The organism is [Erwinia] mediterraneensis (assembly GCF_900604315.1).
GTDB classification, from domain to species: Bacteria; Pseudomonadota; Gammaproteobacteria; order Enterobacterales; family Enterobacteriaceae; genus Pantoea; species Pantoea mediterraneensis_A.
Genome location: NZ_LR026978.1, coordinates 1,739,907 through 1,748,532 on the forward strand (window position 1 = coordinate 1,739,907; position 8,626 = coordinate 1,748,532).

An 8,626-nucleotide genomic window follows, 5' to 3' on the forward strand; every position below is an offset into this window, starting at 1 on the left:
ACGGGTCGCGACAGCGAAACGTCTGTGGGTTGTGAGGTTAAGCGAACAAGCGTACACGGTGGATGCCCTGGCAGTCAGAGGCGATGAAGGACGTGCTAATCTGCGAAAAGCGCCGGCGAGGTGATATGAACCTTTGACCCGGCGATGTCCGAATGGGGAAACCCGGTGCACTCAGTGCATCATCGCAACATGAATACATAGTGTTGCGAGGCGAACCGGGGGAACTGAAACATCTAAGTACCCCGAGGAAAAGAAATCAACCGAGATTCCCCCAGTAGCGGCGAGCGAACGGGGAGCAGCCCAGAGCCTGAATCAGCATGTGTGTCAGTGGAAGCGTCTGGAAAGGCGCACGGTACAGGGTGACAGTCCCGTACACGAAGGCACAGATGCTGTGAGCTCGATGAGTAGGGCGGGACACGTGATATCCTGTCTGAAGATGGGGGGACCATCCTCCAAGGCTAAATACTCCTGACTGACCGATAGTGAACCAGTACCGTGAGGGAAAGGCGAAAAGAACCCCGGCGAGGGGAGTGAAACAGAACCTGAAACCGTGTACGTACAAGCAGTGGGAGCCTCTTTATGGGGTGACTGCGTACCTTTTGTATAATGGGTCAGCGACTTATATTCTGTAGCAAGGTTAACCGTATAGGGGAGCCGCAGGGAAACCGAGTCTTAACCGGGCGTTAAGTTGCAGGGTATAGACCCGAAACCCGGTGATCTAGCCATGGGCAGGTTGAAGGTTGGGTAACACTAACTGGAGGACCGAACCGACTAATGTTGAAAAATTAGCGGATGACCTGTGGCTGGGGGTGAAAGGCCAATCAAACCGGGAGATAGCTGGTTCTCCCCGAAAGCTATTTAGGTAGCGCCTCGTGAATTCATCTCCGGGGGTAGAGCACTGTTTCGGCTAGGGGGCCATCCCGGCTTACCAACCCGATGCAAACTGCGAATACCGGAGAATGTTATCACGGGAGACACACGGCGGGTGCTAACGTCCGTCGTGAAGAGGGAAACAACCCAGACCGCCAGCTAAGGTCCCAAAGTCATGGTTAAGTGGGAAACGATGTGGGAAGGCCCAGACAGCCAGGATGTTGGCTTAGAAGCAGCCATCATTTAAAGAAAGCGTAATAGCTCACTGGTCGAGTCGGCCTGCGCGGAAGATGTAACGGGGCTAAACCATGCACCGAAGCTGCGGCAGTGACACTGTGTGTTGCTGGGTAGGGGAGCGTTCTGTAAGCCGCTGAAGGTGTGCTGTGAGGCATGCTGGAGGTATCAGAAGTGCGAATGCTGACATAAGTAACGATAAAGCGGGTGAAAAGCCCGCTCGCCGGAAGACCAAGGGTTCCTGTCCAACGTTAATCGGGGCAGGGTGAGTCGACCCCTAAGGCGAGGCCGAAAGGCGTAGTCGATGGGAAACAGGTTAATATTCCTGTACTTGGTGTTACTGCGAAGGGGGGACGGAGAAGGTCAGGTTAGCCGGGCGACGGTTGTCCCGGTTTAAGCGTGTAGGCTGGTTTTCCAGGCAAATCCGGAAAATCAAGGCTGAGGCGTGATGACGAGGCACTACGGTGCTGAAGTAACTGATACCCTGCTTCCAGGAAAAGCCTCTAAGCTCCAGGTAACACGAAATCGTACCCCAAACCGACACAGGTGGTCAGGTAGAGAATACCAAGGCGCTTGAGAGAACCCGGGTGAAGGAACTAGGCAAAATGGTGCCGTAACTTCGGGAGAAGGCACGCTGGCATGTAGGTGAGGGGACTTGCTCCCGGAGCCGAAGCCAGTCGAAGATACCAGCTGGCTGCAACTGTTTATTAAAAACACAGCACTGTGCAAACACGAAAGTGGACGTATACGGTGTGACGCCTGCCCGGTGCCGGAAGGTTAATTGATGGGGTCAGCCGCAAGGCGAAGCTCCTGATCGAAGCCCCGGTAAACGGCGGCCGTAACTATAACGGTCCTAAGGTAGCGAAATTCCTTGTCGGGTAAGTTCCGACCTGCACGAATGGCGTAATGATGGCCAGGCTGTCTCCACCCGGGACTCAGTGAAATTGAACTCGCTGTGAAGATGCAGTGTACCCGCGGCAAGACGGAAAGACCCCGTGAACCTTTACTACAGCTTGACACTGAACATTGAGCCTTGATGTGCAGGATAGGTGGGAGGCTTTGAAGCGCGGACGCCAGTCTGCGTGGAGCCATCCTTGAAATACCACCCTTTAATGTTTGATGTTCTAACCTGGCGCCGTGATCCGGCGTGGGGACAGTGTCTGGTGGGTAGTTTGACTGGGGCGGTCTCCTCCCAAAGCGTAACGGAGGAGCACGAAGGTGGGCTAATCACGGTCGGACATCGTGAGGTTAGTGCAAAGGCATAAGCCCGCTTGACTGCGAGCGTGACGGCGCGAGCAGGTGCGAAAGCGGGCTTAGTGATCCGGTGGTTCTGTATGGAAGGGCCATCGCTCAACGGATAAAAGGTACTTCGGGGATAACAGGCTGATACCGCCCAAGAGTTCATATCGACGGCGGTGTTTGGCACCTCGATGTCGGCTCATCACATCCTGGGGCTGAAGTAGGTCCCAAGGGTATGGCTGTTCGCCATTTAAAGTGGTACGCGAGCTGGGTTTAGAACGTCGTGAGACAGTTCGGTCCCTATCTGCCGTGGGCGCTGGAGAACTGAGGGGGGCTGCTCCTAGTACGAGAGGACCGGAGTGGACGCACCGCTGGTGTCCGGGTTGTCACGCCAGTGGCATTGCCCGGTAGCTAAGTGCGGAAGAGATAAGTGCTGAAAGCATCTAAGCACGAAACTTGCCCCGAGATGAGTTCTCCCTGACCCTTTAAGGGTCCTGAAGGGACGTTGAAGACGACGACGTTGATAGGCCGGATGTGTAAGTGCAGCGATGCATTGAGCTGACCGGTACTAATGACCCGTGAGGCTTAACCTTACAACGCCAGAGGCGTTTTGATGAGAGACGCGATTTTCAGTTTGTTACCCGGATACGTTGTGCGGCCTGCGGGCGGCGCGACAACAGAATTTGCCTGGCGGCCAGAGCGCGGTGGTCCCACCTGAACCCATGCCGAACTCAGAAGTGAAACGCCGTAGCGCCGATGGTAGTGTGGGGTCTCCCCATGCGAGAGTAGGGAACTGCCAGGCATCCATACACGACAGAGCCCCGTACGCGAGTACGGGGCTTTTTCGTCTGCACACAGGACGGCTTACTGCCTGCAGCTTCATCCGCCCCGCAGTCGCCTTACAAGGTACGAAATCATCCAACCAAGCCAGGCCCGATAGGGTAAACTACGCATAGTTTAATCCGTTAAGGCCGTGAAATGTCCAGCCCAAATCCTTCATTAAGATCGTTCAATACACTGGGTCTTGATATCGCTGCAGATGCCATTGTGCTTGCCGATACCTCTGAGGCTATTCTCCACGCCTGGCAAACCAGCCAGCAGACGCAAAAGCCTTTCTTGTTACTGGGCGAGGGCAGTAATGTGCTGTTTCTCGAAAACTTTGCCGGTACGGTCGTTATCAACCGTATTAAAGGTGTCGAAATTAGCGAGCAGCATGAAAGCTGGCATCTCCATGTCGGTGCAGGTGAAAACTGGCACCAGCTGGTTAAAACGACGCTGCAGAAAGGCCTCCCCGGGCTGGAGAATCTGGCACTGATCCCTGGTCTCGTCGGATCAGCGCCGATTCAGAACATTGGCGCCTACGGGGTTGAACTGAAAGATGTGTGCGAATATGTGGATGTCCTGCATCTCAACGATGGACGGACAGAACGCTTACACCGTGATGATTGCCAGTTCAGCTATCGCGACAGTATTTTCAAGCATCAGTATCAGCATGGTTACGCTATTGTGGCGCTGGGCCTGAAGTTATCGAAACAGTGGCAGCCCGTACTCACCTATGGGGAGCTGGCACGTCTTAATCCTGCTACTGTCACTGCGCATGAGATATTCGATACGGTTTGTCAGATGCGTCAAAGTAAGCTGCCCGATCCACGTCTGACAGGCAATGTTGGTAGCTTCTTTAAAAACCCCCTGGTCAGTACCGAAAAAGCCGATGGCCTGCTGCTGCACTGGCCTGCCATTCCCCGTTATCCGCAACATAGCGGTGAGGTAAAACTCGCGGCGGGCTGGCTGATCGATCAGTGCCAGCTGAAAGGACATCGTATCGGTGGCGCTGCTGTGCATCGCCAGCAGGCACTGGTGCTGATTAACGAGGACAACGCAACGCCACAAGATATTGTTGCGCTGGCGCATTATGTTCGTCAGTGCGTCGGGGAAAAGTTTGGCGTCTGGCTGGAGCCTGAAGTACGGTTTATTGGCGCTCAGGGTGAGCGTAATGCGGTTGAGGTAATTTCATGAAAGATCACAGCGTCCCGCTAAAACTGGTATCCATCCTGTCTGACGGTGAATTTCATTCTGGCGAGCAGTTGGGAACCCTGTTAGGGATGAGCCGGGCCGCCATAAACAAACATATCCAGACGCTAAAAAGCTGGGGTCTGGATGTTTATACCATTACGGGTAAAGGCTATAGCCTGCCAGCGCCGGTACAGCTGCTGGATGAAGCCGCAATCCTTGCACAGTTGCACCATCCTCGTCTCGCGGTTATCCCGGTAATTGACTCTACCAATCAGTACCTGCTGGAAAGAATGTCAGAGCTGGAGTCCGGCGATGCCTGTATTGCGGAATATCAGCAGGCGGGGCGGGGGCGACGTGGCCGGCAATGGTTTTCACCCTTTGGCGCTAATCTCTATATGTCCATGTACTGGCGTCTGGAGCAGGGGCCTGCGGCCGCCATGGGCCTGAGCCTGGTAATCGGTATTGTCATGGCTGAGGTACTGCAGGCGCTGGGTGCGACAGATGTCCGCGTAAAATGGCCGAATGATCTCTACCTGCACGATCGCAAGCTGGCCGGCATTCTGGTTGAATTGACCGGCAAAACAGGCGACGCGGCACATTTGGTTATCGGGGCTGGCATCAATCTCTCGATGCGCACGCCAGACGAATCTGTGGTTAATCAGGGCTGGATTAACCTGCAGGAAGCGGGCGTAAAAATTGATCGTAACCAACTGGCGGCACAGCTGATAAACCGGCTGCGTGAAGCGCTGCCTCAGTTTGAACGGGAAGGCTTTGCGCCCTTTATGACGCGCTGGCCTGCGCTGGATAACTTTATTGATCGCCCGGTGAGGTTGATCATGGGGGATCGGGAAGTACACGGCATTGCGCGCGGCGTTGATAAACAAGGCGGTTTGCTGCTGGAACAGGATGGCGACATAAAATCCTGGGTAGGCGGGGAGATCTCCCTGCGTCCGCAATAAGCGCAGAAACGGGCCCGACGATGGCGGGCCTTATTTGCGCGCAGCAGAAAAGATAATTAATTGCCGCCCGTTCAGGAAAGATAAATTTATTTAATTCATTCTGCTGCACGCAGGCGCGTTAAAAGTGGGTTACTTATCCGCTTTATTTGCGTAAGCGTACGCGTTCGACTTCATGATTCGCACTTTTGGTCATTATCAGACTGGCACGCTCCCGGGTCGGCAGAATGTTTTCCTGCAGATTCAACCAGTTAATCTCTTTCCACAAATTAGTGGCCGTCTGCACCGCTTCCTGTTCAGAAAGCCTGGCGTAATGATGGAAATAAGAGTTGGGATTGGTGAACGCGCCCTGACGGAATTTTAAAAAGCGATTGATATACCAGCTTTGCAGCATTTCCTCTGGCGCATCAACATATATAGAAAAGTCGACAAAGTCGGAAACGAAAACACGATGCGGATCGTGTGGATAATCCATCCCGCTTTGTAAAACATTTAATCCTTCAAGGATCAGAATATCGGGTTGCTGAACAACCTTATCTCCGTCCGGGATCACATCATAAATCAGATGGGAGTAGACAGGGGCAGTGACCTGTTTTGCGCCTGATTTCAGGTCAGAGACAAATTTCACCAGTCGGTGCATATCATAAGACTGCGGGAAACCCTTCTTCTTCATCAATCCACGCTCTTTCAGCACGGCATTGGGATGAAGAAAGCCATCAGTGGTAATCAACTCTACCTTGCGATGTTCCGGCCAACGGCTTAACAGCGCCTGTAACACGCGCGCCGTAGTGCTTTTACCCACCGCAACGCTACCGGCAATACTGATAATGTAAGGAATCCTCTGCCCACTGGTGCCAAGAAACTGCTCCAGCACTGCCTGACGCCGTAAATTAGAGCTGATATAGAAATTCAGCAAGCGCGACAGGGGCAAATAAATTTCTGCCACTTCTTCCAGCGAGAGATCTTCGTTAATGCCTTTCAGCTGCGCAATCTCATCTTCAGTGAGCGTCATCGGCACGGAATTACGTAGCGCGGCCCACTGCGTACGGGTGAACTGGAGATAGGGCGTGGTCAGGGGTGTATTTGATTTACTCATAAGCATGCATCTGACAGCAAGTCCTGGCTCATCGACATGTCGCAGCAGAGAGCATACAGCGATGCGTTGAACTCAGTTGCACATCATAAGAAAAATTCACAGGAAACAATGGGCAGGAGGTTAACATCAGTACAGCGTCAAAAAGAAGTAAAAAGATAAAGGCCAGTTCGCTTTCGTAACCGTGCCCACATTTGTTTGCCCTTTTAAAGGGGCGGAAGATAGTCGGGTGTAAGGGGCAGTAGCGGAAGGGGGAGAAGCAGGTCGAGCGATCAACGGAAGAAAAAATCTGCGCCAGGCAAAGAAATTACAAAGTGGCAAGATAAAAAGCGCTCCGGCTGACGGAAGAGATGCTGCAAAATTGTGCCAGAGGTGACTGTTTTTTCTACGTTGAGGCAGTAAATTGCGAACAATTGCACAAATAGTAAGCGATAGCGCGATTTAAGCAATTTTTTTGTTGCATCCTGCATCCGCTCTTCCTAGAATGCGCGTCACTTGATGCCGGCTTAGCTCAGTTGGTAGAGCAACTGACTTGTAATCAGTAGGTCACCAGTTCGATTCCGGTAGCCGGCACCATCAAGTAGGTGGGATTCCCGAGCGGCCAAAGGGAGCAGACTGTAAATCTGCCGTCACAGACTTCGAAGGTTCGAATCCTTCTCCCACCACCATCTCAATCTCTCGATTGAGATAAGATGCAGAAAACAGATGCATCTGAAAGGTGAGACCCTCACCCCAAATTCAGACTGAGCAGAGGCGCAGTCAGAGTCGGTCAGGTAGCTGGCAGGCTCGAATAATAAAGGATCTTCTTTTATTATTCATAAGCTACAGAAAGAACAGGTAGCCGAGTTCCAGGATGCGGGCATCGTATAATGGCTATTACCTCAGCCTTCCAAGCTGATGATGCGGGTTCGATTCCCGCTGCCCGCTCCAGATGTGCTGATATGGCTCAGTCGGTAGAGCGCACCCTTGGTAAGGGTGAGGTCCCCAGTTCGATTCTGGGTATCAGCACCACTTCCTTTATCTCCCTCCTGATTCTCTCTCTGTGTAAAACCAAACAGTCAGGCCCCGCCTGGTTGATGTGATGATATCTTTGATATATCCGTGTCTTAGAGGGACAAGCGATGGCTAAAGAGCAATTTCAACGTAACAAATTACACGTAAACGTGGGCACCATCGGTCACGTTGACCACGGTAAAACCACCCTGACTGCAGCAATCACCACCGTTCTGGCGAAAACCTACGGCGGCCAGGCGCGTGCATTCGATCAGATCGATAACGCGCCGGAAGAGAAGGCTCGTGGTATCACCATCAACACCTCTCACGTTGAGTATGAAACCCCGACCCGTCACTACGCGCACGTTGACTGCCCGGGCCATGCCGACTACGTGAAAAACATGATCACCGGTGCTGCACAGATGGACGGCGCTATCCTGGTTGTTGCTGCGACTGACGGCCCGATGCCGCAGACCCGTGAGCACATCCTGCTGGGTCGTCAGGTAGGCGTTCCTTACATCATCGTGTTCCTGAACAAATGTGACATGGTTGATGACGAAGAGCTGCTGGAACTGGTTGAGATGGAAGTGCGTGACCTGCTGTCACAGTACGACTTCCCGGGCGACGACACCCCGATCGTTCGCGGTTCTGCGCTGAAAGCGCTGGAAGGCGACGCTGAGTGGGAAGCGAAAATCGTTGAGCTGGCCGGTCACCTGGACAGCTACATCCCGGATCCGGAGCGCGCAATTGACAAGCCGTTCCTGCTGCCGATCGAAGACGTATTCTCCATCTCTGGTCGTGGTACCGTTGTGACCGGTCGTGTTGAGCGCGGCATCATCAAGGTAGGTGAAGAAGTTGAAATCGTGGGTATCAAAGACACCGCGAAATCAACCTGTACCGGCGTTGAAATGTTCCGTAAACTGCTGGACCAGGGTCAGGCAGGTGAGAACGTGGGCGTTCTGCTGCGTGGTATCAAACGCGAAGAGATCGAACGTGGTCAGGTCCTGGCCAAGCCGGGCACCATCAAGCCGCACACCCAGTTCGAATCTGAAGTGTACATCCTGTCCAAAGACGAAGGCGGCCGTCATACTCCGTTCTTCAAAGGCTACCGTCCGCAGTTCTACTTCCGTACCACTGACGTGACCGGAACCATCGAACTGCCGGAAGGCGTTGAGATGGTAATGCCGGGCGACAACATCAAAATGGTTGTTACCCTGATCCACCCGAT

General features: G+C 53.3%; 5 protein-coding genes, 4 tRNA genes and 2 rRNA genes. 9 read left to right on the forward strand and 2 right to left on the reverse strand.

The features are described 5' to 3' along the window. Window positions 1–35 precede the first annotated feature (35 nt). The 4 genes from E0E17_RS08165 (at window position 36) to birA (ending at window position 5,315) form a co-directional block, all read left to right on the forward strand. Window positions 36–2,936: ribosomal RNA gene (locus tag E0E17_RS08165) — 23S ribosomal RNA — on the forward strand. Between the two features lie 93 nt (window positions 2,937–3,029). Continuing rightward, window positions 3,030–3,145: ribosomal RNA gene (gene rrf, locus E0E17_RS08170) — 5S ribosomal RNA — on the forward strand. Between the two features lie 176 nt (window positions 3,146–3,321). Next, window positions 3,322–4,359 (forward strand): UDP-N-acetylmuramate dehydrogenase, encoded by a 1,038-nt coding sequence (murB, locus tag E0E17_RS08175; RefSeq protein ID WP_130833250.1) that lies wholly within the window; start codon window positions 3,322–3,324, stop codon window positions 4,357–4,359. Further along, the gene (gene birA / locus E0E17_RS08180) at window positions 4,356–5,315 is read left to right on the forward strand and encodes a bifunctional biotin--[acetyl-CoA-carboxylase] ligase/biotin operon repressor BirA (RefSeq protein ID WP_130833252.1); all 960 of its coding nucleotides are present in this window, start codon (window positions 4,356–4,358) and stop codon (window positions 5,313–5,315) included. Before murB ends, birA begins: the two co-directional genes overlap by 4 nt. A gap of 142 nt (window positions 5,316–5,457) precedes the next feature. Here birA and coaA read toward each other — a convergent pair whose 3' ends face one another. After that, window positions 5,458–6,408, reverse strand: a complete 951-nt coding sequence (coaA, locus tag E0E17_RS08185; protein ID WP_130833254.1) for a type I pantothenate kinase — start codon at window positions 6,406–6,408, stop codon at window positions 5,458–5,460. 269 nt (window positions 6,409–6,677) lie between these two features. Further along, entirely contained in the window at window positions 6,678–6,875 is a 198-nt protein-coding gene (locus tag E0E17_RS08190; RefSeq protein ID WP_130833256.1) for a hypothetical protein, read from the reverse strand. Window positions 6,876–6,905: 30 nt separating this feature from the next. Between E0E17_RS08190 and E0E17_RS08195 the strand changes: the two genes are divergently transcribed. The 5 genes from E0E17_RS08195 to tuf form a co-directional block, all read left to right on the forward strand. Further along, a tRNA-Thr gene (locus tag E0E17_RS08195) sits at window positions 6,906–6,981 on the forward strand. Between the two features lie 7 nt (window positions 6,982–6,988). Beyond that, a tRNA-Tyr gene (locus E0E17_RS08200) sits at window positions 6,989–7,073 on the forward strand. 187 nt (window positions 7,074–7,260) lie between these two features. Further along, window positions 7,261–7,335 (forward strand) — tRNA-Gly (locus tag E0E17_RS08205). 5 nt (window positions 7,336–7,340) lie between these two features. Beyond that, window positions 7,341–7,416: transfer RNA gene (locus E0E17_RS08210), tRNA-Thr, on the forward strand. 110 nt (window positions 7,417–7,526) lie between these two features. Beyond that, on the forward strand, window positions 7,527–8,626 hold a 1,100-nt coding region (gene tuf / locus E0E17_RS08215; protein WP_207302047.1), incomplete at its 3' end, for an elongation factor Tu.

Bases quoted from the DNA above. Each gene is read 5' to 3' on its own strand.
- murB (WP_130833250.1), top strand. From the start codon at position 3,322: ATGTCCAGCCCAAATCCTTCATTAAGATCGTTCAATACACTGGGTCTT.
- birA (WP_130833252.1), top strand. From the start codon at position 4,356: ATGAAAGATCACAGCGTCCCGCTAAAACTGGTATCCATCCTGTCTGAC.
- coaA (WP_130833254.1), bottom strand. From the start codon at position 6,408: ATGAGTAAATCAAATACACCCCTGACCACGCCCTATCTCCAGTTCACC.
- E0E17_RS08190 (WP_130833256.1), bottom strand. From the start codon at position 6,875: ATGCAGGATGCAACAAAAAAATTGCTTAAATCGCGCTATCGCTTACTA.